At 73.6% G+C, this 25,114-nt stretch carries 22 protein-coding genes; 11 read left to right on the forward strand and 11 right to left on the reverse strand.

Annotated elements, in window-relative coordinates; genetic code table 11:
• Positions 1 to 77 precede the first annotated feature (77 nt).
• From parA to metC, 4 genes are all read left to right on the forward strand, one after another.
• Entirely contained in the window at positions 78 to 791 is a 714-nt protein-coding gene (gene parA, locus M0638_RS12705; protein ID WP_248667369.1) for a ParA family partition ATPase, read from the forward strand.
• Positions 792 to 1,056: 265 nt separating this feature from the next.
• Positions 1,057 to 1,791 (forward strand): alanyl-tRNA editing protein, encoded by a 735-nt coding sequence (locus M0638_RS12710; RefSeq protein WP_248667370.1) that lies wholly within the window; start codon positions 1,057 to 1,059, stop codon positions 1,789 to 1,791.
• A 14-nt stretch (positions 1,792 to 1,805) separates the two neighbouring features.
• Complete coding sequence (locus M0638_RS12715; RefSeq protein ID WP_248667371.1) at positions 1,806 to 2,660, forward strand: sulfurtransferase; 855 nt, start codon at positions 1,806 to 1,808, stop codon at positions 2,658 to 2,660.
• A 1-nt stretch (position 2,661) separates the two neighbouring features.
• Positions 2,662 to 3,876 (forward strand): cystathionine beta-lyase, encoded by a 1,215-nt coding sequence (gene metC / locus M0638_RS12720; RefSeq protein WP_248667372.1) that lies wholly within the window; start codon positions 2,662 to 2,664, stop codon positions 3,874 to 3,876.
• Positions 3,877 to 3,975: 99 nt separating this feature from the next.
• On the opposite strand, the gene M0638_RS12725 is transcribed toward metC, so the two are convergent.
• The gene (locus M0638_RS12725; RefSeq protein ID WP_248667373.1) at positions 3,976 to 5,049 is read right to left on the reverse strand and encodes an AI-2E family transporter; all 1,074 of its coding nucleotides are present in this window, start codon (positions 5,047 to 5,049) and stop codon (positions 3,976 to 3,978) included.
• A gap of 294 nt (positions 5,050 to 5,343) precedes the next feature.
• Entirely contained in the window at positions 5,344 to 7,098 is a 1,755-nt protein-coding gene (ggt, locus tag M0638_RS12730) for a gamma-glutamyltransferase (protein ID WP_248667374.1), read from the reverse strand.
• Here ggt and M0638_RS12735 point away from each other — a divergent pair.
• Positions 7,097 to 7,546 carry a YraN family protein gene (locus M0638_RS12735; protein WP_248667375.1) on the forward strand — a complete coding sequence of 150 codons (450 nt, stop codon included), beginning with the start codon at positions 7,097 to 7,099 and terminating at the stop codon, positions 7,544 to 7,546. The two genes, ggt and M0638_RS12735, sit on opposite strands and share 2 nt — an antisense overlap.
• A gap of 255 nt (positions 7,547 to 7,801) precedes the next feature.
• Here M0638_RS12735 and M0638_RS12740 read toward each other — a convergent pair whose 3' ends face one another.
• The 5 genes from M0638_RS12740 to ccmA all read right to left on the reverse strand — a co-directional run bounded on the left by M0638_RS12740 (position 7,802) and on the right by ccmA (position 12,329).
• Complete coding sequence (locus tag M0638_RS12740) at positions 7,802 to 9,217, reverse strand: GDSL-type esterase/lipase family protein (RefSeq protein ID WP_248667376.1); 1,416 nt, start codon at positions 9,215 to 9,217, stop codon at positions 7,802 to 7,804.
• Positions 9,214 to 10,167, reverse strand: coding sequence for an SGNH/GDSL hydrolase family protein (locus tag M0638_RS12745; RefSeq protein ID WP_248667377.1), 954 nt, complete (start codon positions 10,165 to 10,167; stop codon positions 9,214 to 9,216). Before M0638_RS12745 ends, M0638_RS12740 begins: the two co-directional genes overlap by 4 nt.
• 255 nt (positions 10,168 to 10,422) lie before the next feature.
• Complete coding sequence (locus M0638_RS12750) at positions 10,423 to 10,872, reverse strand: hypothetical protein (RefSeq protein WP_248667378.1); 450 nt, start codon at positions 10,870 to 10,872, stop codon at positions 10,423 to 10,425.
• Positions 10,873 to 11,029: 157 nt separating this feature from the next.
• Positions 11,030 to 11,689: a heme exporter protein CcmB gene (gene ccmB / locus M0638_RS12755; RefSeq protein ID WP_248667379.1), complete on the reverse strand. Its 660-nt coding sequence runs from the start codon at positions 11,687 to 11,689 to the stop codon at positions 11,030 to 11,032.
• A gap of 40 nt (positions 11,690 to 11,729) precedes the next feature.
• Positions 11,730 to 12,329, reverse strand: coding sequence for a heme ABC exporter ATP-binding protein CcmA (gene ccmA / locus M0638_RS12760; RefSeq protein WP_248667380.1), 600 nt, complete (start codon positions 12,327 to 12,329; stop codon positions 11,730 to 11,732).
• 302 nt (positions 12,330 to 12,631) lie between these two features.
• On the opposite strand from ccmA, the gene acnA reads away from it, so the two are divergent.
• Positions 12,632 to 15,331 (forward strand): aconitate hydratase AcnA, encoded by a 2,700-nt coding sequence (gene acnA, locus M0638_RS12765; RefSeq protein ID WP_248667381.1) that lies wholly within the window; start codon positions 12,632 to 12,634, stop codon positions 15,329 to 15,331.
• Positions 15,332 to 15,527: 196 nt separating this feature from the next.
• Positions 15,528 to 16,511 carry an amidohydrolase family protein gene (locus tag M0638_RS12770; protein WP_248667382.1) on the forward strand — a complete coding sequence of 328 codons (984 nt, stop codon included), beginning with the start codon at positions 15,528 to 15,530 and terminating at the stop codon, positions 16,509 to 16,511.
• A 78-nt stretch (positions 16,512 to 16,589) separates the two neighbouring features.
• Here the strand turns inward: M0638_RS12770 and M0638_RS12775 are convergent, their stop codons facing one another.
• The 3 genes from M0638_RS12775 to M0638_RS12785 form a co-directional block, all read right to left on the reverse strand.
• Positions 16,590 to 17,531, reverse strand: coding sequence for a hypothetical protein (locus M0638_RS12775; protein ID WP_248667383.1), 942 nt, complete (start codon positions 17,529 to 17,531; stop codon positions 16,590 to 16,592).
• A gap of 104 nt (positions 17,532 to 17,635) precedes the next feature.
• Positions 17,636 to 18,310, reverse strand: coding sequence for a hypothetical protein (locus M0638_RS12780; protein ID WP_248667384.1), 675 nt, complete (start codon positions 18,308 to 18,310; stop codon positions 17,636 to 17,638).
• A 130-nt stretch (positions 18,311 to 18,440) separates the two neighbouring features.
• Positions 18,441 to 19,586: an MFS transporter gene (locus M0638_RS12785; RefSeq protein ID WP_248667385.1), complete on the reverse strand. Its 1,146-nt coding sequence runs from the start codon at positions 19,584 to 19,586 to the stop codon at positions 18,441 to 18,443.
• Positions 19,587 to 19,867: 281 nt separating this feature from the next.
• Between M0638_RS12785 and M0638_RS12790 the strand changes: the two genes are divergently transcribed.
• Positions 19,868 to 20,209, forward strand: a complete 342-nt coding sequence (locus tag M0638_RS12790) for a CidA/LrgA family protein (protein ID WP_248667386.1) — start codon at positions 19,868 to 19,870, stop codon at positions 20,207 to 20,209.
• Positions 20,210 to 20,212: 3 nt separating this feature from the next.
• Positions 20,213 to 20,941 carry an LrgB family protein gene (locus M0638_RS12795; RefSeq protein WP_248667387.1) on the forward strand — a complete coding sequence of 243 codons (729 nt, stop codon included), beginning with the start codon at positions 20,213 to 20,215 and terminating at the stop codon, positions 20,939 to 20,941.
• Positions 20,942 to 20,996: 55 nt separating this feature from the next.
• Here the strand turns inward: M0638_RS12795 and M0638_RS12800 are convergent, their stop codons facing one another.
• On the reverse strand, positions 20,997 to 22,088 hold the full coding sequence (locus M0638_RS12800; RefSeq protein WP_248667388.1) for a hypothetical protein: 1,092 nt from the start codon (positions 22,086 to 22,088) through the stop codon (positions 20,997 to 20,999).
• Positions 22,089 to 22,321: 233 nt separating this feature from the next.
• Between M0638_RS12800 and M0638_RS12805 the strand changes: the two genes are divergently transcribed.
• On the forward strand, positions 22,322 to 24,058 hold the full coding sequence (locus M0638_RS12805) for a peptide ABC transporter substrate-binding protein (protein WP_345893024.1): 1,737 nt from the start codon (positions 22,322 to 22,324) through the stop codon (positions 24,056 to 24,058).
• Positions 24,059 to 24,170: 112 nt separating this feature from the next.
• Positions 24,171 to 25,112, forward strand: coding sequence for an ABC transporter permease (locus M0638_RS12810; RefSeq protein ID WP_248667389.1), 942 nt, complete (start codon positions 24,171 to 24,173; stop codon positions 25,110 to 25,112).
• Positions 25,113 to 25,114 lie beyond the last annotated feature (2 nt).

The following is a 25,114-nucleotide window of genomic DNA, read 5'->3' on the forward strand; positions in this document are numbered from 1 at the left end:
GAAGCGGGCCTGGGGCGGCGACCATACGCCGATTGGCTGGTACGGTTGCGCCGCGAACCGGGGAACTGAGGTGGGGCATGGCCTTCGTGGTGGCGCTGGCGCAGCGCAAGGGTGGCGTGGGAAAGTCCACGGTGGCGGCCAATCTCGCCGTGTCGCTGGGGCTGCGCGGCCAGCGCGTCGCCATCCTCGACACCGACCCGCAGAAGACGCTGCGCCACTGGCACGAGGCACGCGAGCGCAGTGTCGCCAGGCAGGGGGCCGCCAGGGAGGGGACCGCCAGGGAAGGAGCCGCCAGGGGCGGCGCCGGGAGCGCGGCCAACGCGCCCAGGGTGGAGATCGCCTTCGAGGATCCTTCCGGCTGGCGCGTGCCCGGCACGGTGGAACGGCTGCGCCGCAGCCACGACGTGGTGATGCTCGACACGCCGCCACACTCGGAGACCGACACCCGCCTGGCGATCCGCGCCGCCGACCTGGTGCTGGTGCCGCTCCAGCCCTCCCCCGCCGACCTCTGGGCCACCGACGCGATGCTGGAACTGGCCCTGGCCGAGAAGCGGCCGGCGGTGCTGCTGCTCAACCGCGTGCCCGCCACGGGGAAGCTGCGCGCCGAGATCGGGGCGGAGCTGAAGCAGCGCGGACTGGCCGTGATGCCGGTCGAGCTGGGCAACCGCACCGCCTATGCGAGCGCCTTCCTGCACGGGCTGGGGGTGGCCGAGGCCTCGCCGCGCTCGGCCGCCGCGACCGAGATGGCCGAGCTGGCGGAGGCGATGCTGGCAGTCGCGCCGAAGGGCTGAGACGCCGGGAAAGCCCGAGGGAGGCTCCGGAAGCAGGCGCCGCCTCCCTGGCGGGGCCCGTGGCAGCGCCCCGGCGCGTGGACGCCGGCCAAGCCCGCCGCTGGAGCCGTTCCGGCCTGGCCGTATCGGGCCGGAACGGCTCCAGCCTTTTGGTTTTTCGCATTTTCCAGGTCGCCGGGTGAGGACACCCGGCTTGAAAATGCTCTAGAACCACCCTGGGCGGCCGGCCCCGCGCGGCGGACGCGCGAGGAGAAGGACCGGCCCCATGCCGACCGAATTGCTGTTCCGCGACGATGCCTACGAGCCGGGCTGCGAGGCCAGGGTGCTCGCCGCCGGACCCGAGGGCGTGGTGCTCGACCGCACCGTGTTCTACCCGCGCGCCGGTGGCCAGCCGGGCGACACGGGCACGCTGCGCTGGCCGGGCGGCAGCCTGGCCGTCGCCGACACGCTCAAGGGGCCGGACGACACCGTGCTGCATCTCCCCGATGGCGGGCCCGGCGACGGGGCGCTGCCGCCGCCCGGCACCATGGTCGAAGCCGTGCTGGACTGGCCCCGCCGCCACCGGCTGATGCGCATGCACACCGCGCTGCACCTGCTGTGCAGCCTGCTGCCGGGCGTGGGCGTGACGGGCGGGCAGATCGGGACCGAGAAGTCGCGGCTGGACTTCGACCTCGCCGGCGCCGCCCTGCCGGAGAAGGAGGCGCTGGCGGCGGCGATCAACGCGCTGGTCGCGGCGGACCATCCCGTGACGGAAGGCTGGATCTCCGAGGCGGAGCTGGACGCCAATCCGGGCCTCGTGCGCACGCTCTCCGTGCAGCCGCCGCGCGGCGCGGGCCGCATCCGCCTCGTGCGCATCGGCGACGGCATGCCGCCGGTCGATCTGCAGCCCTGCGGCGGCACGCATGTGCGGGCGACCGGCGAGATCGGGCCAGTCACGATCGGCAAGATCGAGAGCAAGGGCAAGGCCAACCGGCGCGTCCATCTCGCGCTGGCGGACTGAACGGGGGAACGAACATGGCGGATGGGAATTTCGGACCGCTGGTCTCGACGGAATGGCTGGCCGGCGAGCTGGGCAAGCCCGATCTCGTGGTGTTCGACTGCACCTTCTACCTGCCGACCGAGAAGCGCGACGCGCCCGCCGAATTCCGCGACGCCCACATCCCCGGCGCGCGCTTCTTCGACATCGAGGAGATCGCCGATCCGGAGAGCGACCTGCCGCACATGCTGCCCACGGCGGCCCGCTTCCAGAAGCTCGTGCGGGCGCTCGGCGTCTCGGCCTCCTCGCGCGTGGTGTTCTACGACCAGAAGGGGATCTTCTCGGTCGCGCGCGGCTGGTGGATGCTGCGCCTGTTCGGGCACGATGCGGTGGCGGTGCTCGACGGCGGCCTGCCGAAATGGCGCGCCGAGGGGCGGCCGGTCGAATCCGGCGAACCGGCGCCGGCGCAGCCCGGCGATCTCGTCGCGGACTTCCGCGCCACGCGGCTGCGCGGCATCGGCGACATGAAGGCGATCGTCGCCGACGGCTCCGCGCTGGTGCTGGACGCGCGCGGCAAGGGCCGCTTCGACGGCACCGCGCCGGAGCCGCGCCCCGGCCTGCCCGCCGGCCACATGCCGGGTGCCGCGAGCGTGCCCTTCACCGACCTGCTCGCCCCCGACCAGACCCTGCTGCCGCCCGCGGCGCTGCGCGCCCGCTTCGCCGCCGCCGGCGTGGACGGCACGCGGCCGGTCGTCACCTCCTGCGGCACCGGCGTCTCGGCCTGCGTGCTGACGCTGGGGCTGGCGCGGGCCGGACTGCCGGAAGGCGCCGTCTACGACGGCTCCTGGACCGAATGGGCCGGACGGCCCGAGACACCCAAGGTGACGAGCTGACATGCCCGACGACAGCATCCCTCCCCGCCCGCGCCATCACGAGGAGGGCTTCGCCACCCGCATGTCGCATGCCGGCCGCGCCGGCACGCGCGTCCACGGCTTCGTCAACCCGGCCGTGCATCGCGGCTCGACGGTGCTCTACCCGGACTGCGCCAGCCGCGGCGGGTTGTGGAAGGACCGCTTCAACCAGGTCCTGACCTACGGCATCCATGGCGGGCCGACGCACCACGCGCTGGAGGACGTGGTCGCCGAGATCGAGGGCGGCACGCGCTGCTTCATCGTCGGCAACGGGCTCGCGGCCTGCGCCGTGCCGCTGCTCGCCTTCCTCGGCGCGGGCGACCACTGCCTGGTGCCGGACAGCGTCTATGGGCCGGTGCGCACGCTCTGCGACGGGCAGCTCCGCCGCTACGGCGTCGAGACCACCTACTACGACCCGACCGTGGACGAGGCCGGGATGCGCGCGCTGCTGCGGCCGAACACCAAGGTGGTCTACACGGAGAGTCCGGGCAGCCACACCTTCGAGATGCAGGACATCCCCGCCATCGCCCGCGCCGCGCACGCGCACGGCGCCAAGGTGCTGATGGACAACACCTGGGGCATCCACCACTTCCAGCCCTTCCGGCACGGCGTCGACGTCTCGATGCAGGCGCTGACCAAGTATGTCGGCGGGCATTCCGACATCCTGCTCGGCTCCGTCACCGTGGCGAACGACGCGGACTGGGCCGTGGTGCGCGGCGCCGGCGCCGAGATGGGTCACTACGCCAGCCCCGACGATTGCTGGCTGGCGCTGCGCGGCGCCCGCACCCTGCCGGTGCGCCTCAGGCACCAGGAGCAGGCCGGCATCGCGGTGGCGCGCTGGTTCGAGGCGCGGCCCGAGGTGCAGCAGGTCCTGCACCCCGCCCTGCCCTCGCATCCCCAGCACGAGCTGTGGAAGCGCGACTTCACCGGCGCATGCTCGCTGTTCGGCGTGATCTTCCGGCCGGAATTCACCATGGCCCGCGTCTCGGCGATGGTGGAGGGGCTGGCGCTGTTCGGCATCGGCGCCTCCTGGGGCGGCTACGAGAGCCTCGCCCTGCCGACCACGGGCTTCGTGACGCGCACCGCGACCTCGGCGCATCCCGGGCCGATGGTGCGCTTCCATATCGGGCTGGAAGAGGTGCCGGACCTGATCGCCGATCTCGCGCGCGGGCTGGATGGGCTGAGCGCAGGGGGCTGAGGCAGGCGGGGCGGCCGCGGCCGCCCCGCGCTGGTGCCGGCCCGCTTCCGCGCCGCCGCCTGGACGGCGCGAGCGGGTCGACGGCAAGGCGTGGCAGCCTCAAACATCCGGCGCGTGCGGCGCGACCTCCACCACCGGGTCCTCGGCCCATTCCTTCAGCAGCGTGAAGCCGACCGCCAGCAGCACCGGCCCCAGGAACAGCCCCAGGAAGCCGAAGGCGAACACGCCGCCCAGCGCGCCGAGCAGCGTCAGCAGCAACGGCAGGTCGGCGCCGCGCGAGATCATCAGCGGGCGGATCACGTTGTCCACGCTGCTGATGCCGAGCGCGCCGTAGAGCGCGAGGAAGATGCCCCAGCCCGTCGAGCCCTGGCTGAACAGCCAGAGCGAGGCGGGAATCCAGACCACCGGCGCGCCGATCGGGAAGATCGAGATGCAGCCCGTGACCACGCCGAGCAGCACGGGCTGCGGCACGCCGGCGATCCACAGGCCGAAGGCGGTCATGATGCCCTGCGCGATGGCGGTGCCGATCAGCCCGTACACCACCCCCTGCGTCACGTCGCCGGTCAGCGTGATCAGCCGCTTGGTGCGCGCGCCCGCCATCTTGCCGATCACCGCCTCGGTGCGCGCGGCGATGGCCGGCCCGTCGCGGTAGAGGAAGAAGGCCAGGAACAGGGAGACCAGCAGCTCGGCCAGCCCGCTCAGCACGGCGAGCAGCAGGCCGAGCAATTGCTGCGCGATCACGCCGAGATAGGGCCGCACCATGCCGAGCAGGCCGGAGAAGTCGAACCGCAGGCTGTGCAGCCACTCGTTGATGTAGCCGCCCACCACCGGCAGGCCGGCGAGCCAGTCGCCGAGGCCCGGCAGCCCGTCGCTGAGCAGCGATTCGATGGACGCCCGCAGCCCCTCCACGTCCTCGCGTCGCACGGGGGCGGCGAAGGCGAGCGGCAGCGCCACCAGCAGCGTCTCCAGCGTCACCATCAGCAGCGCCGCCCAGGTGGGGCCGAGGCCGGTGCGCTGGCGCAGCAGGCGGAACAGCGGCCAGGTGGAATAGACCAGGATCGCCGCCCAGAGCAGCGCCGAGAGGAAGGGCCGCAGCACCAGCAGGCATCCCACGGCCAGCGCGACCGTCGCCAGGAAGCCGAGCAGGCGGGCGGGTCGGAGGAGCGAATCCATCGGTGTCATGCGTTCCATCTCGCCGGCGGTCTCGGGATGGCCCGGCCGGTCACTCCTGTTGCGGCAGCGTCGCGGCCGGAGCAAGGTATCCGGGGCAAGGCGTCCGGGGCGGGGCATCGGCCCCGCCCGGACGTCCCGGTCGGTGCCGGCGCCGGGGCTGGAAGATCCATGCCAAGGCGCCAAGCCGGGGCGCCATGGTGGCGGCGGATGCTTTCATGCGCACGGCGGATGAACCTGACCCGTCCGGCCTCGGCCTCCGCGCCACCGTCGACGGGCCGGTCGACTCCGCCGGACTCAGTCCCCGACCGCGACGCCCTCGCGGCGCGGGTCGGCGGCGCCGACGAAGCCGCCCTCGGTGACGCGGATCGCCTGCAGGCCGGAGGTCATGCCGCGCACCGTCACCGGGAAGCCGCGCGCCTCCAGCGCCGGGGCCAGCGCCGCGGCGCTGGTGCCGCTCTCCAGCTCGACGGTCGGCCCCACCGTGCCGACATGCGGCAGCGCCAGCGCCGCGGCCGGCTCCAGCCGCCAGTCCAGCATCGCCACCAGCGACTGCGCCACGTAGCCGATGATGCGCGAGCCGCCCGGCGAGCCCACCGCCAGCACCACCCTCCCCCGGGCGTCGAAGACCAGCGTGGGCGACATGGAGGAGCGCGGCCGCTTGCCGCCCTCGACCCGGTTGGCGACGGGGCGGCCGTCGATCTCGGGCAGGAAGGAGAAGTCGGTCAGCTCGTTGTTCAGCACGAAGCCGCGCACCAGCAGCCTGGCGCCGAAGGTGTCCTCGACGGTGGTGGTCATGGCCAGCGCGTTGCCCTGCGCGTCCACGATCGAGACGTGGCTGGTGCCGTGCTCCGGCTGCGCCGGCTGCGAGGCCGGCGCCTCTCCCTCCCCCTGGCGCCAGCGGGGGTTGCCGGCGCGCACCGCGGCCAGGGCGCGGTTGCGGTCGATGAGCTGGGCGCGGGCCGTGAGGTAGCCGGGGTCGAGCAGCCCGACCAGCGGCATGCGCACGAAGTCGGGGTCGGCGAGGTAGGCGTTGCGGTCGGCGAAGGCGAGCCGCCCGGCCTCGCCCAGCAGGTGCGCGGCGTCGAGGCCCGTGGGCTCCAGCGACGCCAGGTCGAAATGCTCCAGCAGGCCGAGGATCTGCGCCACCGTGGTGCCGCCCGAGGAAGGCGGCGGGAAGCCGCAGACGCGCCACGCGCGATAGGGCGCGCAGACCGCCCGCCGCGGCTTCGCCTCGTAGCCGGCGAGGTCGTCCGTGGTCATCAGCCCGGGGCTGGCGGCGCCGCGCACCGCCACCACGATGTCGTTGGCGATGGCGCCGCGGTACAGCGCGTCGGCGCCGTTCTGGGCGATGGCGCGCAGCGTCTCGGCCAGGGCCGGGTTGCGCAGGCGCTGGCCCTCCGCCAGCGGCTGCCCGTCGGGCAGCAGGTAGGCGCGCATCGCGGGGTCGCGGCGCAGCCGCTCCGCATCGGCCGCGATCTCGGCCGCGAGCCGGCGCGAGACGGGGAAGCCCTCCTCGGCCAGCGCGATGGCGGGCTGGAACAGCCGCGCCCAGGGCAGCTTCCCGTGCGCGCGGTGCGCCGCCTCCAGCATGCGCACCGTGCCGGGCACGCCGACGCTCCGCCCGCCCAGCACCGCGTCGTAGAAGGGCATCGGCTGGCCGTCGCGCAGGAACAGGTCCGGGCCGGCGGCGGCGGGCGCCGTCTCCCGCCCGTCCCAGGCGTGCAGGCGGCGGCCGGCGGCGTCCCAGAGCATCAGCAACGCGCCGCCGCCGATGCCGCTCGACTGCGGCTCGACCAGGGTCAGCACCATCTGCACGGCGATCGCGGCATCGACCACGCTGCCGCCCTCGCGCAGGATGGCGAGCCCGGCCTCGGCGGCCAGCGGGTGCGCCGCCGCCACCATGCGCTGGCGCGGCAACCCCTGGGACGCTCCCTGGGACGTCCCCTGGCCCCCTCCCTGGGATGTCCCCTGGCCCGAGGCCCCGCCGGCGGGCCAGAAGCCGAGGAAGGGGCCGGCGAGCAGCAGGAGTACCAGGATGGGCCGTCGCATGGTGTCTCCTTTCTCGGATCCCGCCACCGACGCCATGCCAGACGCGGCGACGGGACACCATGCCCCCGGCGACGCCCCGGCGGCGGAATTGCGCGGCCGTGTCGCGGAGACGCGCGGGCGCCACGCGGAGGCACGGGCGGCCGAGGCGCTGCGCCGGGACGGATGGCGCATCCTGGGCGAACGGGTCAGGACCGAGGCGGGCGAGATCGACCTGGTGGCCGAGCGTGACGGGCTGCTGGCCTTCGTCGAGGTGAAGGCGCGGCCGACGCTCGCGGGGGCGGCGGCCGCGCTGGGGGCGAGGCAGCGCGCCCGGCTGCTGGGGGCGGCGGAGATCTGGCTGGGCGCGAATCCGGGCCGCGGCGCGGCGGGGGTGCGGTTCGACGTGATCGTGGTGGCGACGGACGGGGCGGTGCGGCGGATCGCCGATGCGTTCCGGCTGGGCGACTGATACGCATGGCGGGATCGTTCGACCCGTCTTCATGAATCGGGGGTCTCGAAGGGGACTTCGCCCCTTCGCGGGGTCCGGGGCGGCGCCCCGGGGTGTGTCAACGAGTGACGCCGTCGGTATGGGGACAGGGAAGCCGGAGACGCGGCATCCGAAGGCGGGGGCGCCAGAAGATCAGGACCGGAGCCGGGACCGGAGGCGGCGCCCTGGCCCGGCGCCCTGGCCCGGCGCGCTGCCCGGCCGGCGCCCGCGCCGCCGTCAGCGTCGTTGCGCCAGCGTCGTCCTGTAGCCCGCATAGCCGCGCATCAGGGTCGCGAACAGCTTGTCGGCCGTGAGGCGGTAGCCCGCCGCCCGCAGGTGGATGCGGTCCGGCAGGGCGAGCGGCGGCTCCTGCCGCGCCCAGCGGTCGATGGCGCACCGGCCTTCCCCGGAGGCTCCCCCAGGGCCACCCCCGGAGCCACCCCCGGTTCCACCCATGGCTTCCGACCAGTCCCAGAAGGCCCAGCCATTGGCCGCCGCCACACGGCGCTGCGCCTCGCGCACCGCGGCGAGGTTGGTGGCCGGGCGCCAGCGGCCGCCCTCGCAGGTCTCGCCCGCATGGCCCTCCCGCACCGGCCGCAGCGCGTCCGGCGGGCCCATGACCAGCACCGCCGCGCGCGGCGCCATGGCGGCGAGCGCCCGCACCCGCTGCTCGAAGAGCTGCGGGTAGGCGGCGGTGTCGGTCGATTCCCGCACGCCCTCGTTGGTGCCGAAGGCGATCACCAGCATGGCCGGGTCGGCGCGGGCGATCTCGGCCGCGACGGTCGCCGGGTCCCAGGCGCCCGGCAGCTCGATGGTGGCGCCGATCGTGCCGAGGTTGCTCCAGACCACGCCCGGCGCGTTGCGCCCGGCGCTCCAGGAGAGCAGCGAGACCGGCCCGTCGCCGCGCGTGCGCAGCGCGAGCTGCCGCGTCCCGGCCGGCAGCGAGAGCTTGACGAACTCGGCCGCCACGCGCGGGCCGGCGGTCGTCACCGTCCCGGCCGGACGGCCGTCGGCGAGCACGTCCAGCGTGCCGCCGCCGGGCTGGCGCAGCACCTCGACCTCGGCGCGGTCGAGGCCGCCCGGCACTTCGGTCGCCAGCGTCATCTCGGCGCCGGCGGCGCCCGTCTGCTGCCGCAGCCCGGCCAGGCCGAACGGGCCGGGCATGCCGCCCTCGGCGCTGCTGACCAGGGTCCAGTCCGGCGAGGCGGTGACGTGGACCTGCGCCGGGTTGTAGGTGCGGAAGGCGATGCCCGGCGGCAGCATGCCGCGCCCGGCATTGCCGAAGCGGCCCTGGAAGTTCTCCCGCATCCGGCCGGAGAAGGCGTCGTTGGCGGTGTGGCTGTCGCCGATCTGGAGCACCGTGACCGGCTCCCGACGCGTCCCGGCCTCGCGCGCGGCCAGGGCGGAAAAGAACGGCGCGAGGCCGCCGGCATTCGCCGGCGCCGGCGCGGCGGCGCCGCGTGCGTCGGCCGGGGCGGTGCCGGAGGCGCAGGCGGCCAGCAGCAGCCCGAGCAGCAGCGCCCCGGAGGCGCGGCGGGAGGCCTCCAGGGAGGCCCCCAGGGAGGCCCCCAGGGAGGCCCCTAGGGAGGCCCCCGGCGAAGCCCGAACGGCGCCGGGCGTGGCGACGCGCGCCGTCGCGCTCGGCCGGGTCATGGCTGCGCCGCCGGCGCGTCGGTGGCCGCTTCCGCGGCCGGTCGTGCCTCGGCCGGCGGCGCGTCGGGGGGCGGCGCGTTGGTGGGCGGCACGTCGGGGGGCGGCGCTTCTGCGGCAGGCGCCGCCGGCCCGGCGGGCGCGGCCTCGGCCGGCGCGGGCCGGCCGGCGGCCACGACGGCACGCCCCTGGCGCGCGGCGGCCTGCATCCGGTCCGCCTCGGCCCGCACCTGCTGCATCACCCGCGCCGCGACGAGGTCGTAGCCAGCCATGGTGAAGTGGATGCCGTCATCGGTGCGCAGCCGCTGCATGGAGCCGTCGAGCGCCGGGCCGGAGCCGACGAAGCGCCCGGAATCGTCGGCGACCAGGGTCCAGATGTCGAGATAGGTGCCGCCGGCGGCGACGGTGGCGTCGCGGAACAGGCCGTTCAGGTACTGCATGTCGCGGCTGTAATTGGCCTCGCGCGCGATCGGGTTGCCGCACCAGATCACGGGGATGCCGGCCTCGGCGAAGGCGCGCAGGATGGCCTCCACCCGCCCGCGGTAGAATTCCAGCCACGCCGCGCTGCGGAAGGGCAGGTAGCGCCCCTCGGCGGGGCGCGCCGGCACGCGGTCGTTGCCGCCGAACATCAGCACGGCGATGTCGGGCCGGTCGTGCTCGGCGGTGCGCTGGGCGACGGCCAGCCAGTCGTGGATCACCGGCTGGCTGATCGCGGTCGCGGGCTTGGTGCGGTTGAGCACGCGGAAGCGCGGGTCCCGCCGCACCTGCCGCAGCATCATCTGGGCGAGGCCCTGCGCCTGGCTGTCGCCGAGCACCGCGATGGTGAGCGGCCCGCCCTCCTCGGCCCGCGCCCGGCGGCCGGCGAGCAGGAGCCCCGCCAGCCCGCCGAGGACGGCGCCGCGGCGGGGGAGCGGCGCCGCGTGGCGGTGCGCCGGGAACGACAGGTCGGTCATGGGCATTCGTGCAGGGATTTCCCGGGCCGGATCGGAGGCGAGAGGCGGCGCCGCGCGGCGGCGGGCGCGGCCAGCCAATAGCCGCTATCGCCGCCGACGGGTAGCCGCGACGGCGGCGGCCGGCAACCCGACCTCGCCAACCCCTTGCTACAGAACGCTTTCCGTGGCCGGAACGGCACGCCCGGGTGCGCCCCGGCCCCCGCCGCCGTCCCGCTTTCCCTACTCCGCTCCCTATCCTGCTCCCTACCCCGCCCCCTACCCTGCTCCCTCTGGCGCCGGCGGGAACAGCCAGCCTTCCGCCGGCTCGTTGGCGCGCGGTCGGGCGGCGGCCGGGCGGCGCGGCGGGGCGGCGCCGCTGCGCAGGCGGATCAGCTCGTCCACCAGCCGGTCCACGGTCTGCCAGATCGGCTCGTCGCCCTGCCGCTCGCTCATGACGAAGCGGTGCGCGGCCAGGGTGACGTTGAGCGTGCCGCGCGTGGTCTCCGGCCGGGCGGAGCGCATCTGCACCAGCGCCTTCTCCACCTCCTCCAGCGGCACGCCGAAATGCGCGGCGATCCGCTCGGGCTCGTGCCCCTCGCGGCGCAGCCGGCGCGCCTTGTCGCGCTGGGTCGGCGTCAGCAGGATCGACGGCCGCAGCGCCTCGGTGCGGCGCGACATCTCGCCCGAGCCGGTGCCGGGCGGCTTTCCCTTGAACTTGGTCGGCATGGCTTGCTCCCAGGCCGGCACCGAGGCGCCCCGCGCGCCGGCCTGCATCTCTCGGGCCGCAGCATAGGCGGGATGCGCCGGCGCCGCACCTCCCCTGCCGGCCCGCGCGGCCCTTCCCGCCGCGACGCGCGCCGCCCCCGCGGGAGCCGCGTCGCCGTCACTCCTCCCGCAGCGCCGCCCCGCCCGCGATCGGCGCCACCGGCAGCAGCAGGGCCAGCAGCGCCAGCAGCAGCAGCAGGAAGGGCCGCGGCGAGAGGCCGGAAGCCGCCGCCTCGATCGCCGCCGCGCCGAAGATCACCGCCGGGATCGAGAGCGGCAGCACCAGCAGCGGCAGCAGCACGCCGCCGCGCCGCGCGCCCAGCGTCAGCGCCGCCGCCGCCGTGCCGAGCAGCGACAGCACCCCGGTCGCCAGCCCGAGCGCCGCCGCCGCCGCGCCCCAGGCCGCGACCGGCAGGTTGAGCAGCGCCGCCGCCGCCGGCACCGCCGCCAGCAGCGGCGCGCCCGTGGTCAGCCAGTGGCCGAGCGCCTTGGCGGCGGCGAGCCCGGCGCCGGGCAGGCCGGAGAGGCGGAGCTGGTCCAGCGAGCCGTCCTCCGCGTCGGCGCCGAACAGCCGGTCGAGCGGCAGCAGCGCGGCGAGCAGCGCCGCCGCCACCAGCGCGCCGGGGGCGAGGCGCGCCAGCGCCTCGGGCGAGGGGCCGATGCCGAAGGGGAACAGCGCCGCCACCAGCACGAAGAACAGCACCGCCGCCAGCGTGTCGGCCGGGTGGCGCAGCGCGAGGCGCAGCTCGCGCGCCAGGACGGCGAGGAAGGGCCTCACCGGCGGGGTCGTCCGGGCCGGCGGGCGGCGGCGGCGCGGCTCACAGCGCCAGCGTCCCGGCCCCGGGCAGCGGCAGCGGCAGGTGCGTCGCGGCCACCACCATGCCCCCTCCGGCGCGGTGGGCGGCGAGCAGCGCGCCGAGCCGCCCGACCGAGGCGGCGTCGAGCCCCACCGTCGGCTCGTCGAGCAGCCAGAGCGGCGCCGTGGCGGCCGGGACCAGCGCCAGCCGGGCCAGCGCCAGCCGGCGCCGCTGCCCGGCCGAGAGCACCCGCGCCGGCAGCTCCGCGAGCGGCGCGAGGTCGAGCGCCGCCAGCGCCGCCGCCGCGTCGCCGCCCCAGAGGCGGGCATAGAGGGCGAGGTTCTCGCGCAGCGTCAGCGCCGGCTTCGCGGCATCCGCATGGCCGACATAGCGCAGGCGCCGCGCATGCGCGGCGCGGTCGGCCTGCACGTCCTCGCCCGCCCAGAGCAGCCGCCCCGCCGCCGGCGCGAGCAGCCCGGCAAGCAGGCGAAGCAGGCTCGACTTGCCCGCGCCGTTGGCACCCGTCAGCAGCAGCGCCCCGCCCGGCGCCAGGCGGAAGCCGAGCCCGGCGAACACCGCCCGCTCGCCCCGCAGGCAGGCCAGATCCTCGGCTTCCAGCATCGCCCCTTCCCGAACCCCAACCGCGAACCCCGATCGGCCACCCCGTTCCCGGCCACCCGTTGCCGATGCCCCGGCGCCGATGCCCCGGCGCCGACGCCCCATCGCCCGGGGCCCACCACCCGCGGCCCGTGGCCGGCGCATCCCTTGCATGGCCGCCTTCCGGAGCCAACCCTTGCGTTGTCAACCCACTATCCGGGCCACCGCCCGGGGCCACCCGTGGACCGGCTCCCGCAGCCGTGCTTTAAGCCGGTCGGGATCGCATCCATATTTTGCCGCGCACAATCGATAAGGGGTCTGCAATCATGCGGATGATCGGGCAGGACAGCCTGAAGACCAGTCAGACGCTGACGGTCGACGGCAAGGAGTACCGCTACTTCTCCCTGCCCGAGGCGGCGAAGACCATCGGCGACATCAGCCGCCTGCCGGTCAGCCTGAAGGTGCTGCTGGAGAACATCCTGCGCTTCGAGGACGGCCGCTCCTACACGGTGGACGACGCCAAGGCGGTGGCGGGCTGGCTGCCGGCCGGCCACTCCGACAAGGAGGTGCCGTTCCGCCCCGCCCGCATCCTGATGCAGGACTTCACCGGCGTCCCCGGCGTGGTCGACCTCGCCGCCATGCGCGACGGCATCATCCGCCTCGGCGGCGACCCGCGCCGCGTCAACCCGCTGGTCCCGGTCGACCTCGTCATCGACCACTCCGTGATGGTGGACGTCTCCGGCACCGCCGACGCGCTGGAGAAGAACGTCGAGATCGAGTTCGAGCGCAACGGCGAGCGCTACACCTTCCTCCGCTGGGGCCAGACCGCGTTCGACAATTTCCGGGTCGTCCCGCCCGGCACCGGCATCTGCCACCAGGTGAACCTGGAGTACCTCGCCCAGGTGGTCTGGACCGCGCAGGACGGCGGCGACACCTACGCCTACCCCGACAGCTGCTACGGCACGGACAGCCACACCACCATGGTGAACGGCCTCGGCGTGCTGGGCTGGGGCGTGGGCGGCATCGAGGCCGAGGCGGCCATGCTCGGCCAGCCGATCGCCATGCTGATCCCCGACGTGATCGGCTTCCGCCTGACCGGGAAGCTGCGCGAGGGCGTCACCGCGACCGACCTCGTGCTGACCGTCACCCAGATGCTGCGCAAGAAGGGCGTGGTCGGCAAGTTCGTGGAGTTCTTCGGCTCCGGCCTCGACGACCTGCCGCTGGCCGACCGCGCCACCATCGCCAACATGGCGCCCGAATACGGCGCGACCTGCGGCTTCTTCCCGGTCGACAAGGCCACCATCGAGTATCTGCGCCTCTCCGGCCGCGACGAGCACCGCATCAGGCTCGTCGAGGCCTACGCCAAGGCGCAGAACATGTTCCGCGACGCGAACACCCCGGACCCGGTGTTCACCGACACGCTGGAGCTCGACCTCTCCACCGTGCAGCCCTCGCTGGCCGGCCCGAAGCGGCCGCAGGACAAGGTGCTGCTGGCCGAGGCGGCGCCCGCCTTCAAGGAGGCCAGCAAGTCCCTCGGCGTCGCCGACGGCACGCTCGGCAACCGCGTCCCGGTGGCCGGCGCCAATTACGACCTCGGCAACGGCGACGTGGTGATCGCGGCGATCACCTCCTGCACCAACACCTCCAACCCCTACGTGCTGGTCGCCGCCGGCCTGGTGGCCAAGAAGGCCAACGAGAAGGGCCTCAAGCCCAAGCCCTGGGTGAAGACCTCCCTCGCCCCCGGCTCCCAGGTGGTGCCGGAATATCTCGACAAGGCCGGGCTGACGCCGCACCTCGACGCGCTGGGCTTCCAGACCGTCGGCTTCGGCTGCACCACCTGCATCGGCAACTCCGGCCCGCTGCCGGACCCGATCGTGGACGCGATCGAGGACAACAAGCTGGTCGCGGTCTCGGTGCTCTCGGGCAACCGCAACTTCGAGGGCCGCGTGCACCCGAACGTGCGCGCCAACTACCTCGCCTCGCCGCCGCTGGTGGTGGCCTACGCGCTGGCCGGCTCGATCCTGATCGACATCACCAAGGAGCCGCTCGGCACCGGCAAGGACGGCCAGCCCGTCTACCTCAAGGACATCTGGCCGACCCAGGCCGAGGTGAACGCGCTGGTGGGCGAGGCCGTCACGCGGCCGCTGTTCCTCGCGCGCTACGCCGACGTCTTCAAGGGCCCGCAGCCCTGGCAGGACATCTCGGTGGACGCCGACACCGACACCTACCGCTGGAACAGCGGCTCCACCTACGTGCAGAACCCGCCCTACTTCGAGGGCATGACGCTGGAGCCGAAGCCGGTCGAGCCGATCACCGGCGCGCGCATCCTGGCCAAGCTGGGCGACTCGATCACCACCGACCACATCTCCCCGGCCGGTTCGATCAAGAAGGCCTCGCCCGCCGGCGAGTACCTGCTGGAGCACCAGGTCCGGCAGAACGACTTCAACAGCTACGGCGCCCGCCGCGGCAACCACGAGGTCATGATGCGGGGCACCTTCGCCAACATCCGCATCAAGAACGAGCTGGCCCCCGGCACCGAGGGCGGCGTGACGCGCCACCTGCCCGACGGCGCGGTGATGCCGATCTACGACGCCGCCATGAAGTACAAGGCGGAGGGCGTGCCGCTGGTGGTGATCGGCGGCAAGGAGTACGGCACCGGCTCCTCGCGCGACTGGGCGGCGAAGGGCACCTTCCTGCTCGGCGTGCGCGCGGTGATCACCGAGAGCTTCGAGCGCATCCACCGCTCCAACCTCGTCGGCATGGGCGTGCTGCCGCTCACCTTCATGAACGGCGAGACGCGCGAGACCCTCGGCCTGACCGGCGAGGAGACCATCGACATCGAGGGGCTGGAGAACTTGTCCCCGCGCATGACGCTGACGCTCGTCATCCACCGCCCGGACGGCACCACGCACCGGACCGACGTGCTCTGCCGCGTCGATACGGCGGACGAGGTCGAGTACTACCGCAACGGCGGCATCCTGCATTACGTGCTGCGCGGGATGGCCTCGGAGAAGGCGGCCGCCTGAGGCCGCTTCGCGTTCCGGCCGGCGGGCCGGGAGCGGGCTGAACGGGGGCGCGGGCCGGCAACGGCCCGCGCCCTTTTCCCTGCGCGCGGCACCGCCCTTCCCGCCCGCCACCGGGCCGGCATTTCCGGCCGCCCGCCTTCCCGCGCTACACTCCGCGCCCCGGCGCGGCGGAACCGTGCCGGCGGGGAGGAAATCCATGCCGAACGAGGTCGAATCCGGCCGCCGGCCGCTGCTGCTCGGCACCATGGCCGCCGCCATCGCCGGCACCGCCCGGGCGCAGACGGCGGGACAGGCGCCGCAACCGGCCCAGCCGGCCGCCGGCGCGGTGCGCTGGTCCACCGGCACCGAGCGGCCGCGCCTGCGCGTGCCGGCCAATGCCTGCGACTGCCACCACCACATCTACGACTCGAAGTACCCGGCCGCCGCCAACGCCGTGCTGCTGCCGCCCGACGCCTCGATCGCCGACTACCGGGCGCTGCAACGGCGCCTCGGCACCACGCGCAACGTGATCGTGCAGCCCTCCACCTACGGCACCGACAACCGCGTGACGCTCGACGCGATGAAGGAGATGGGTGCCAACACGCGCGCCGTCGCCGTGGTGAACGCCGAGGTCTCCGATGCGGAGCTGCGCCGGCTGCACGACCTCGGCGTGCGCGGCATCCGCTTCAATTTGCAGCAGGCGGGTGCGACGACCATCGACATGCTGGAGCCGCTCTCGCGCCGCATCCACGGGATGGGCTGGCACTGCCAGGTCTTCATGCCGGGCGAGAAGCTCGCCGAGGCGCGCGACCTGTTCATGCGCCTGCCGAGCCGGCTGGTGTTCGACCATCTCGGCCACGTGCCGCAGCCGGCCGGCGTCGAGAGCCCGACCTTCGCGACGGTCAGGGCGCTGATCGACAAGGGCAACACCTGGGTGAAGCTCTCGGGCGCCTACATCGACACCCGGGTCGGGCCGCCGGGCTACGCGGACACCAGCGCGGTGGCGCGCGCCTACGCCGCGCACGCGCCGCAGCGCATGGTCTGGGGCAGCGACTGGCCGCACCCGACGCAGGCGGCCGACCAGAAGCCGGACGACGCGGTGCTGCTCGACCTGCTCGCGGCCTGGGTGCCGGACGAGGCGGCGCGCAACCGCATCCTGGTGGACAACCCGGCGGAGCTGTACGACTTCCCGCGAGGGTGAAAATGGAGGTGCCTCGGCAATTCGATTAATGATCTGTCCGAGGCACCACTTGGACCTCGCGGCGCCGTAATGGATCCATTACTGACCTAATGAAAAATCCTCGGCCTTACATTTCAGCGAGATTCGCAAAGGTGCATCACCTTCTATCAAGCCATCTAGGTTGCGAATCGATTCTTTTAGGTAAGAATCCACCCTCATCCAAAAAACTTCATGGCGATCTCCATCGGTGTTTGCGGGCATCATTCGAGCAAAACGCTCACAGCGCGCCAAATCGAGTTGCCCCTGAACATGTTTCAGCCATTCGCGCATTATCTGAGCCGCCGCTAAATTTTCGTTTAAAAGTACTTGAGCCTCACTAAGAGCTTGCAATCCTAAAAACACCACCATAACCGCTTGGCGCGCTCGGTCAATCGCCCGCACAGTTTTCGATGAAGTGTCCCACATCAAACGTGTCGCATTGTATTTTGGTGGCTGCGGAATAATTTGGATTAATTCTGCCGCCTGCTGCAAAGCTCCGCCTATTGATTTTTGTAGGCCGTCTATTGTCAAGGCCAACATTTGACTGCGACTATTTCCATAATACTGAATTGTTCGAAGCGAAATGATTGCCGATTTCACCCTCCCAAGATCGCCCGCAATTTGCAACTTTAGAAGAAGATTGATATCATTCTGAAGCGTTTTAAGCTGACTAGAAATCTGTACCAGCATGGCATGACCTGCTAGCACGCTGACAGACGCAAGCAACCCAGGGCTGATCTCGCTAAGCCTTGCGACGGCGATAATCTTACCATCCGGCCCTTTCACAAAAGCATCGTATAGCCCATCCTTTCGCGGATTTAAGGCGCCGCCGACAGGCTGGCTAAGCACAACGTGATAAGAACCTCCTCTAGGCAGTTCCGCGATTCTGTGGCCGAGATCAGCAAAAGTAGCGCCGATCTCGGCAGCGAGTGCCGCCTGGTGTTGGCCAGCCACCTGATTGGTGGCAGGGCAAATCATCTCAGGCTGTGGTATTTCACCCATCCGGCGGCATTCCCAAATCCATTACGGACACCGAAGCCTATCAGGACTTGCATCAATAATGAAATGCCTTATCTGGAACCATAGATTCCCGTGATAGGTTCACCTTATCCCAGCCGCAGCTCCCGGAACGCCGCCCGCCCAGTGCCGCTCACCATCACCCCGACCTCGCCCGACAGCGGCTCGCCGTCGCCGATCGAGGCGACCTGCTGCCCGTCCATGGCGATGGCGAAGGACTCGGGCCGCACGGTGAGGCGCATGGCGTGCCAGCCACCGCCGCCCCAGGCGCCGTTGCGGCTCGACACGGACCGGGCGAAGCCGCCATCGGCGTAGCGGTAGACCGAGAGCGTGTCGCCGGCGAGCATCGCCACCCGGTAGCGCCTGCCGGGGCCCCCATCGCCGCGCTGGAAGGCGAAGACGATGCCCGCGCCCACCGCATGCCCCTCCACCGCCGGGATGTCGCCGTTCACCAGCACCTCCACCGCGTAGGCCGGGCCGGGCGGCGCGGTGAGGGCGGCGGTCCAGGCCGTGGGATCGGTCTCGTTGGCGAAGGTCAGGGCGCCGTCGCCCGTGGCCTGCACCAGCCAGGCGCCCTGCCGGCCGTAGCGCACGCGGCGGCCGATCTCGCCCATCGTGTAGGCGGTCTGTCCGCCGGCAGGCGGCGCGGCGGGCGCCGGGCCGGCGGGCGGCGGCGCCTTCTGCGCCAGCGCCGGCATGCCGCCCAGGGCGAGGGCCGCCGGCGCCGCGCCGAACGCCAGGCACGCGAACATTCTCCTGCGCATCGCGCGCTCTCCTTCCTGCCGGCGCAGCCGCCGGCGCCGCGGGGACGGCCGGCAAGACCACCCGCCTCGCGCCCGCATCGCCCGACGGCCGCCATCATGCCGCATCGGCACGCGGCGGCGCGGAAGCGCTTCAGGGCGTCGGCCGCCCGGCCGCCGCTCCCGCCCGCACCCCCAGCGCCGCCGGCACTGCCGCCGCGCAGAGCGCCGCCATCGCCCAGAACGCCCCGCCGCCGAGCCAGGCGTAGAGCGGCCCGCAGAGCAGCGTCAGCACGCCGCTCGCCAGCCCGACGCCGAGCGAGGCGTGCAGCGTCTGCGCCGTGGCGGCGAGCGGCGCCGGCACGCCGCCCGCCAGCAGCCGCATGGCGGCGAGGTGCTGCGCGCCGAAGGTCAGCCCGTGCAGCGCCTGCGCCAGCACCAGCGCCGGCAGCCAGCCGGTGACGGCGGTGATCGACCAGCGCAGCACCCCCGCCGCCGCCGCCAGCAGCGACAGGCCGCGCGGCCCGAGCCGCGCCACCAGCGGCGCGCCGAAGACGAAGAGAATCACCTCCAGCACCACGCCCTCGCCCCAGAGCAGGCCGATCAGCGCGGGCGAGAGGCCGAGCGACTGCCAGTGCAGCGCGCCGAAGCCGTAGTAGAGCGCGTGGCTGCCCTGGATCAGCGCGGAGAGCAGCAGCAGCCGGCGGAAGCCCGGCAGGCGCAGCACGGCGGCGAAGCCGGCGCGGCCGGACCGGGCCTCGACGCGCTCGCGCGGCAGAAGCAGGGCGCAGAGCGCCACCAGCGCCATGCCGCCCGCGATCAGCCAGACCACGATGCCGATCCCGGCGAGCTGCACCGCCCAGCCGGCCGCCACGGTGCAGAGGATGAAGGCGACGGAGCCGGCGGCGCGGACGCGGCCGTAGTCGAAGCCCTCGCGCCGGGCGACGCGCAGCGTCAGCATGTCCGACATCGGGATCAGCGGCGCCGAGACGATGCCGTGCAGCACCGCGACGGCGAGCAGCGCCCAGAAGCCCGCGGCCAGCCCGTAGGCCGTGGCGGTGAGCGTGGCGATGGCGGCGGACGCCAGCAGCACGCCGCGCGGATCGCCCGTGGCGTCGGCCACCCGCCCGGCGAGCGGCCCGGCCAGCAGCCGCACCGCCGAGGCGGCGGCGAGCAGCGCCGCGATCCCCTGCGCGGTGACGCCGAGGGCGGCGAGGTAGGCCGGCAGGAAGGGCTGGGCGACCCCGACCGCGCCGAACAGCGCGGCGTAGAGCAGGGCGAAGCGGGTCGGCAGTCTCATGGAGGGCGGCACCCTGGCCGTCCCGGCGGCGCGGGGAAAGCCGATTCCGGCGCGTCTCGCGCCACGTCTTCCGGCGCGTCTCGCGCCACGTCTTCCAGCGCGTCTCGCGCCACGTCGGCCGGGCCGGGTTGCCGCCCATGCGGCCGCCGCATGGCGCGCGCGGCGCAACCGGCCCTATCCTCGCCGGCAAGGAAGCGTCGCCAACCCAACACCGGAGACACGATGATTCCGCACCGCCCCGCCGCCCCGGCGAGCCGCCGCCTCCCCGCGCGCCGTCCCCGATGATCGCCGCCCTCGCCACCCTGCTCTGCTGCCAGCTCGCCGGCGAGTTGCTGGCACGGCTGCTGCACCTGCCCGTGCCCGGCCCGGTGATCGGTATGGTGATCCTGTTCGCCGCGCTGGTGGCCCGCGGCCGCGTGCCCGAGGCGCTGGGCCGCACCACGGACACGCTGCTGACCCATCTCGGCCTGCTCTACGTGCCGGCCGGGGTCGGGCTGGTGCTGTTCCTGCCGCTGCTGGCGCAGAACTGGCTGACGCTGCTGCTGGCGGTGGTGGGCGGCACGCTGGCGGGCATCGCCGCCACCGGGCTGATCGCCGAATTCCTGTTCCGGCGCTGGGGCTGAGCCATGGACGTGCCCGTCCCCGACCTCAAGGAGCTCTGGGTCTACCTGGCGCGGGAGCCGCTGGCGGCGCTGACCGTCACGCTGCTCGCCTGGCTGGCGGCGCTGCGGCTGCAGCGGCTGCTGCGGCTGCACCCGCTGGCCAACCCGGTGCTGATGGCGATCCTCCTCCTCGCCTGCGGCCTGCTGCTGACCGGCGTGCAGTACCGCGACTACTTCCAGGGCGCGCAGTTCGTGCACTTCCTGCTCGGCCCGGCGACGGTGGCGCTGGCGGTGCCGCTCTACCGCGAATGGAACGGGCTGCGCCGGGCGCTGCCGGCGGTGCTGACGGCGGTGCTGCTGGGCGGCATGGCCGCGGCCTGGGCCGGGGTGGCGGTGGCGCTCGCGCTGCATGCCGCGCCCGAGATCGTGGCCTCGCTGGCGCCGCGCTCCGTCACCACGCCGGTCGCGATGGGCATCGCGGAGCGGATCGGCGGGCTGCCCTCGCTGACGGCGGCGGTGGTGCTCTCCTCCGGCGCGACGGGGGCGGCGCTGGGGCCGGCGCTGATGAACCTGCTGCGGCTGCGCGACTGGCGCGCGCGCGGCCTCGCCATCGGCACCGCCTCGCACGGGATCGGCACGGCGCGGGCCATCTCGGTGAACGCGCAGGCCGGCGCCTTCGCCGGGCTCGGCATGGGGCTGAACGCGCTGCTCAGCGCCATCCTGCTGCCGGTGCTCTGGAAGCTGTTCATGTGAGCCGGCGCGCCGCCGCCTGCCGGGCGGCTTCCCGCGCCGGGGGCCGGGCGGCGCCCTACGGGTCGCCGATCGTCTTCATGTGGACGAAGACGCATTTGTGCGATTTGCCATCCATCAGCCGCTCGCTCGCATCCTTGGTGTTCTTGCCGATGCACTCGGTGGCGGTGGAGCCGTCCGGCCGGTAGGCGCCGGTCTGGTTGCCGTCGATGGTGGTGAACTTGCCGTCCTCGCCGGGGGGATCGACCACCATGCAGACATGCTTCCAGTACATCATGCCGGCGCTCTTCGGCTTGGGCTGCTCGCCCGGCTTCGGCTTCGGCGGGTCGTTGGAGCGGATCAGGCAGACATCGCCCATCCGCACCGGGTGCGCGCCGTCGATGTCGACATAGTCCTTCTGCACCAGCGCCTTGGCATCGGCCTTCGGCACCGCGTCCCAGGACCAGCCATAGGGGTCCGGCCCGGCATAGCGCAGCACCTCGGCGAGCGTCGGGTTGTGCAGCGTCCAGCCGATCGCCTTCTCCGGCGAGGCCAGCGTGTTGACGTTGCCGCCCAAGGGGTTGCCCCCCTTCACGCTGCCGACCGCCTGGTAGCACCAGTGGACGAAGGCGCCGCACCATTGCATCCCGGCCTTGAGGCCGTAGCGGCCGTCGCCGCCATTCGCGGTGCGGCCGATCTTGCTGTTCATCTGGTCCTCGGCCACCCGCACCAGCGCCTTGCGGAAGGACAGCGCGGCCACCTCGCGCTTGATCGAATCCGTCATGAACGCCTTCTCGCCGGCGCGCCGCGCCTCCGGGTCGCCGACCACCTCGATCGCCATCTCGCGCACCCAGGGGGTGCTGCCGTTCAGATAGGCGTTGAGCGTGGTGCGCCCGAGCGTGCGGCCGGTGACGACGAGCTTGCGCAGGTCCTGGCTGCGCTCCCAGCCGGTCAGCTCGGCGCTGTTGCGCTCCTGCGCGGAGACCTTGCCCTCGCTCAGGCCGGCGATGCCCTCGTCGCCCATCTTCGGGGTCAGCTCCGCGCCCGCCACCAGCAGCAGCGAGGCGCTGCCGCCGCGCGGCACCACCAGCAGGTCCGTGCCGCCGGGGCCGGGCGGCCCGAACGACGCGCCGTAGGCGGGCGTTCCCGGGGCGATGCGCAGATGGGCCATGGGCAACCTCCTCCGCTCGCGGCATGGCCCCGACGGCCGGACCGATGCAGGTCGGCACAGGAAACGGAAACGGACTTACAACACCCTTGCGTCGGCCGGCCCCCTGCGTCGCCGGCATCGAACCCGACCGGCCGGGACGGCAGGAAACCGCCCGGCCCGGAGCCGGCGGCGGGCGGGGCCGGCGCGCGCCACGACAGATCATTACCATTCAAGAATAAACAGTCGCCGTCCCCGTGCCCGCCGCCGAGCCGGTGGCGGCCGCGCCGCGCCGCTGGTATCGCTGGCGCATGCGCCGACGCTCCACCCTGCTGCTCGCCGGAACCCTGCCCCTCTCCCTCGCGCGCCCCCTCGCGCGCCCCGCGCTGGCCCAGCCGGCGGCGCGCGACACGCTGACCATCGGCATCACCCAGTTCCCTTCCACCTTCCACCCGAACATCGAGGCGATGGTGGCCAAGAGCTACGTGCTCGGCTTCTGCCACCGCCCGCTCACCGCCTACGACGCCGACTGGAAGCTCGTCCCGATGTCCTGCGAGGCGCTGCCGACGCTGGAGAACGGGCTGGCGGTGCGCGAGGAAGCCCCTGGTGGAAAGCCCGGCCTGCGCCTGACCTACCGGCTGCGCGAGGGGCTGCGCTGGGGCGACGGCACGCCGGTCTCCTCGGCCGACCTGCGCTTCGCCTGGGAGGCGGGGCGCGATTCCGCCACCGGCTTCGGCGGCGCCGAATTCTACCGCTCCGCCCACGCGCTCGACGTGGTGGACGCGCGCACCGTGACGCTGCACCTCGACAAGGTGACCTTCGACTTCGCCTCGATGGGCGACTTCGTGCCGCTGCCCGCCCACATCGAGCGCGCCCGCTGGGAGGCCGACCGGCACGGCTACCGCTCCCGCAGCGCCTACGAGACCGAGACCGCCAATCCCGGCCTGTGGAACGGCCCGTTCCGCGTCGCCGAGGTGCAGCCCGGCGCCGGCGTCACGCTGGAGCGCAACCCGGAATGGCGCGGCCCCGAGCCGGCCTTCCGCCGCATCCGGATACGCACCGTCGAGAACACGGCGGCGCTGGAGGCGCAATTGCTCGCCGGCCAGGTGGACATGGTGGCGGGCGAGCTGGGCCTGCCGCTGGACCAGACCCTGGCGCTGCAACGCCGCACCGGCGAGCGCTTCCGCTTCGCCTTCCGCTCGGGCCTCGCCTACGAGCACATCGACTGCAACCTCGACACGCCGATCCTGGCCGACCGCCGCGTGCGCCAGGCGCTGCTGCACGCCGCCGACCGCGCGCGCATCAACGAGCGCCTGTTCGGCGGCAAGCAGACCATCGCGCAGACCTCGGTGAATCCGCTCGACGGCGTGTTCGACGAGGGGGTGCGCCGCTATCCCTACGACCCGGCGCGCGCCGCCGCGCTGCTGGAGGAGGCGGGCTGGCGCCCGGGCCCGGACGGGCTGCGCCGCAACGCCGCCGGCGAGACGCTCTCGCTGTCGCTGATGACCACCGCCGGCAACCGCACGCGCGAGGCGGTGCAGCAGGTGCTGCAGGGGATGTGGCGGCAGGTCGGCGTCGAGACGCGCATCCGCAACGAGCCGCCGCGCGTGTTCTTCTCGGAGACGATGTCGAAGCGCCGCTTCGCCGGCCTCGCGCAGTACGCCTGGCTCTCGGCGCCGGAAGGCGTGCCGCGCTCCACCCTGCATTCCGACGAGATCCCGCGCGCCGAGCGCAACTGGTCCGGCCAGAACTACACCGGCTTCCGCAACGCCGAGATGGACGCGCTGCTGGAGGCCCTGCCGATCGAGCTGGACCGCGACCGGCGCACCGCGCTCTGGCACCGCCTCCAGGCGATCTACGCCGAGGAGCTGCCGGCCCTGCCGCTCTGGTTCTACGCCGACGCGCATATCTGGCCGCAATGGCTGGAGGGCGTGCGCCCGACCGGGCACCTCAACCTCTCCACCCTCTGGGCCGAGCAGTGGCGCGGCCGGTGACGGGCCGCGGCAGGGGCGATGCGCGGCAGGGAGGGGCGCGGCAGGGAGGGGCGCGGCAGGGAGGGGCCGCCATCGGTGACGGGGCCTGCGCGGCTGGCGGGGCGCTGACGCCGTGGCGCGCCTGATCGCCGCCCGCCTCGCCCAGATGGCGGTGCTGCTCGCGCTGCTCTCCTTCGCCGCCTACATGCTGATCGGGCTGATGCCGGGCGACCCGGTCGATCTCGCCATCATGGCCGATCCGCGCCTGACCGCGGCGGACGCGGCGCGGCTGCGCGCGCTGCACGGGCTGGACCAGCCGCTGCTCGCCCGCTACGGCGCCTGGGCGCTGGCCGTGCTGCACGGCGAGTTCGGCTTCTCGCGCCTCTATGCCCGCCCGGCGGCCGCGGTGCTGTGGCCGGCGCTGGGCAGCACGCTGGTGCTGCTGGCCGCCTCGCTCTCGCTCGCCATCCTGGTCGGCGTCGGGCTCGGCGCGCTGGCGGCGCTGCGGCCGCGCCTCGCGCCGTTCGTCGAGGCGCTGGCGCTGCTCGGGCAGGCGGTGCCGACCTTCTGGCTCGGCATGCTGCTCATCATCCTGTTCGCCGTCGATCTGGGCTGGCTGCCGGCCGGCGGCGAGGCGGACGCGCCGGGCCTGCTCGCCGCGCTGCGCTTCCTGGCGCTGCCGGTGGCGACGCTGGCGATCGCCAACCTCGCCGCCTATGCCCGCCACAGCGCCGCCGCGCTGGAGACCGCGCTGCGCGAGCCCTGGATCCGCAGCGCCCGCGCGCGCGGCGCCTCGGAGGAGCAGGTGCTTTGGCGGCACGCGGCGCCGAATGCCGCCGTGCCGGTGCTGACCATCGCGGCGCTGGACGCGGGCGCGCTGGTCTCCGGCGCGCTGGTGACGGAGACGGTGTTCGCGCGGCCGGGGATGGGCAAGCTGATCTACGACGCGGTGATGGGCAACGACTACAATCTCGCCCTGCTGGCGCTGCTGCTGACCGCCGCCGTGACGGTGCTCTCGGGCCTCGCCGCCGACCTCGCGCAACGCGCCCTCGATCCGCGCCTGCGCGACGCATGAAG

The organism is Roseomonas acroporae, from assembly GCF_023223525.1.
In the GTDB taxonomy this organism is placed as follows: Bacteria; Pseudomonadota; Alphaproteobacteria; order Acetobacterales; family Acetobacteraceae; genus Roseomonas_E; species Roseomonas_E acroporae.

Excerpts from the sequence above, each read along its gene's own strand:
- parA (WP_248667369.1), top strand. The coding sequence starts at position 78 with ATGGCCTTCGTGGTGGCGCTGGCGCAGCGCAAGGGTGGCGTGGGAAAG.
- M0638_RS12710 (WP_248667370.1), top strand. The coding sequence starts at position 1,057 with ATGCCGACCGAATTGCTGTTCCGCGACGATGCCTACGAGCCGGGCTGC.
- M0638_RS12715 (WP_248667371.1), top strand. The coding sequence starts at position 1,806 with ATGGCGGATGGGAATTTCGGACCGCTGGTCTCGACGGAATGGCTGGCC.
- metC (WP_248667372.1), top strand. The coding sequence starts at position 2,662 with ATGCCCGACGACAGCATCCCTCCCCGCCCGCGCCATCACGAGGAGGGC.
- M0638_RS12725 (WP_248667373.1), bottom strand. The coding sequence starts at position 5,049 with ATGGATTCGCTCCTCCGACCCGCCCGCCTGCTCGGCTTCCTGGCGACG.
- M0638_RS12735 (WP_248667375.1), top strand. The coding sequence starts at position 7,097 with ATGGTGTCTCCTTTCTCGGATCCCGCCACCGACGCCATGCCAGACGCG.
- ggt (WP_248667374.1), bottom strand. The coding sequence starts at position 7,098 with ATGCGACGGCCCATCCTGGTACTCCTGCTGCTCGCCGGCCCCTTCCTC.
- M0638_RS12740 (WP_248667376.1), bottom strand. The coding sequence starts at position 9,217 with ATGACCCGGCCGAGCGCGACGGCGCGCGTCGCCACGCCCGGCGCCGTT.
- M0638_RS12745 (WP_248667377.1), bottom strand. The coding sequence starts at position 10,167 with ATGACCGACCTGTCGTTCCCGGCGCACCGCCACGCGGCGCCGCTCCCC.
- M0638_RS12750 (WP_248667378.1), bottom strand. The coding sequence starts at position 10,872 with ATGCCGACCAAGTTCAAGGGAAAGCCGCCCGGCACCGGCTCGGGCGAG.
- ccmA (WP_248667380.1), bottom strand. The coding sequence starts at position 12,329 with ATGCTGGAAGCCGAGGATCTGGCCTGCCTGCGGGGCGAGCGGGCGGTG.
- acnA (WP_248667381.1), top strand. The coding sequence starts at position 12,632 with ATGCGGATGATCGGGCAGGACAGCCTGAAGACCAGTCAGACGCTGACG.
- M0638_RS12770 (WP_248667382.1), top strand. The coding sequence starts at position 15,528 with ATGCCGAACGAGGTCGAATCCGGCCGCCGGCCGCTGCTGCTCGGCACC.
- M0638_RS12775 (WP_248667383.1), bottom strand. The coding sequence starts at position 17,531 with ATGGGTGAAATACCACAGCCTGAGATGATTTGCCCTGCCACCAATCAG.
- M0638_RS12780 (WP_248667384.1), bottom strand. The coding sequence starts at position 18,310 with ATGCGCAGGAGAATGTTCGCGTGCCTGGCGTTCGGCGCGGCGCCGGCG.
- M0638_RS12785 (WP_248667385.1), bottom strand. The coding sequence starts at position 19,586 with ATGAGACTGCCGACCCGCTTCGCCCTGCTCTACGCCGCGCTGTTCGGC.
- M0638_RS12790 (WP_248667386.1), top strand. The coding sequence starts at position 19,868 with ATGATCGCCGCCCTCGCCACCCTGCTCTGCTGCCAGCTCGCCGGCGAG.
- M0638_RS12795 (WP_248667387.1), top strand. The coding sequence starts at position 20,213 with ATGGACGTGCCCGTCCCCGACCTCAAGGAGCTCTGGGTCTACCTGGCG.
- M0638_RS12800 (WP_248667388.1), bottom strand. The coding sequence starts at position 22,088 with ATGGCCCATCTGCGCATCGCCCCGGGAACGCCCGCCTACGGCGCGTCG.